The sequence below is a fragment of the Leucobacter sp. M11 genome, from assembly GCF_035726885.1.
GTDB lineage: Bacteria > Actinomycetota > Actinomycetes > Actinomycetales > Microbacteriaceae > JAPFRB01.
Genome location: NZ_JAPFRB010000001.1, coordinates 221,694 through 223,143 on the forward strand (window position 1 = coordinate 221,694; position 1,450 = coordinate 223,143).

At 73.2% G+C, this 1,450-nt stretch carries 1 protein-coding gene and 2 pseudogenes; 1 reads left to right on the forward strand and 2 read right to left on the reverse strand.

The annotated features are described in order from the left end of the window. Positions 1 to 727 (forward strand): annotated as a pseudogene (locus OOT08_RS01080) (hypothetical protein); the annotation flags it as partial. 124 nt (positions 728 to 851) lie between these two features. Here the strand turns inward: OOT08_RS01080 and OOT08_RS01085 are convergent. Then, positions 852 to 1,157: an ATP/GTP-binding protein gene (locus OOT08_RS01085; RefSeq protein WP_325090738.1), complete on the reverse strand. Its 306-nt coding sequence runs from the start codon at positions 1,155 to 1,157 to the stop codon at positions 852 to 854. A 12-nt stretch (positions 1,158 to 1,169) separates the two neighbouring features. Next, positions 1,170 to 1,450, reverse strand: a pseudogene (locus OOT08_RS01090) (hypothetical protein); the annotation flags it as partial.

A 1,450-nucleotide genomic window follows, 5' to 3' on the forward strand; every position in this document is an offset into this window, starting at 1 on the left:
CCGCGAGGCAATCGACCGTGAGGTGCGCGGCCTGCGGGCCAGCGTCACCGAGGAGACCGACCTGCTCCGCGCCAACACGGTCGAGGAGCTCGCCACGACCCGGCACGCCGAGGATGCCGCGCTCGCGACCCTGCGCCAGGAGACCGAGGCCTACGCCGCCGAGCTGCGGGCGGAGATCGACGAGGCAAAGCGGGTCACCGATCTGAGCGTCGCGGAGCAGCGCAGCGCCCTCGAGGAGGAGCTGCGCGCCCGGCACGCGGAGGTCACCGCCACGACCGAGCAGCTGCTCGCCGAGGCAAACGAACAGCTGTCCCGGCTCACGCAGCAGGCCCAGGAGCGGCGCACGGAGATCGAGCGCTCCGCGGACGCGGCCAGCACGGAGGCCCGGCGCATCCGCGAGGAGGCCGAGGCGCAGGCCGCGAGGATCATCGGCGAGGCCGAGGACCGCGCGCACGCGACCTTCACCGCCGCCGAGAACCGCAGCCAGACCGTGCTCGCGGCGGCCGAGGACCGGATGGCGCAGCTGAAGGTGGAGCGCGGCGCGGTCGCGCGCTACTTCGAGAGCCTCGGCGAGGTACTCACGAACGCGACCAAGATGAGCACGGCCACCGCGAACGCGACGGACATTGCCGTGCGGCAGACGGAGGACTCCCCCGCCGACGGCTCGGCTGCCGGGGAGGACGACGCCCAGCGCGCGGCGCAGCGGGAGGCCGACGCGGAGGCCTAGGCGCCGAGGACGCGGGGGGGAAGCCGGTCTGCGGCGCTCCCCCCGCTCCGGGCCGCTCGGATTTGACCCGGGTGACGACGCGGGGGCGTGCGGCGTCCGGGCTCGCTGAGACAATCGGGCTTGCTTAGGCGAGTCGCCAGCAGTGGCTGTGCCAGTGCCGTCGCTCGGAGACCCCGGCGTCATCGCCGAAGAGGTGATCGGCGCGCCAGACCACGAGGTGCGCCTGGCCGACGGGGATGTCGTTCGGGCATCCCGGGCAGCGGTAGACCTTCGTCGCCCGGGTCGCCGGGATCTGGCGGGTCTGCCACTCGCGCCCGCCCCGCGTGGCGCGTTCCTGGCTGCCCAGGATGCGCGCGCGCAGCTCAGCAGAGGGATCCGCGTGCGGATCGACCGCCTGCGGCGCGGGCCCGCGGCGTTGCTTCCGTCCCACGGAAACCGCCTGTTAGTACCAGCCGACGGACTCGGAGTGAGCCCAGGCGTTGCAGGGCGAGCCGTAGCGGCCCTGGATGTAGCCGAGACCCCAGCGGATCTGCGTGTCGGGGTTGGTCTGCCAGTCGGCGCCGGCGCTGGCCATCTTGTCGCCGGGGAGCGACTGCGGAATCCCGTAGGCCCCGCTGCTCGTGTTCATGGCGGAAACGTTCCAGTTGGACTCGCGCTCCCAGAGGGAGTTCAGGCAGTTGAACTCGGTGTCGGAGCCGACGTAGCCGCGGGCGATCGCCTGCG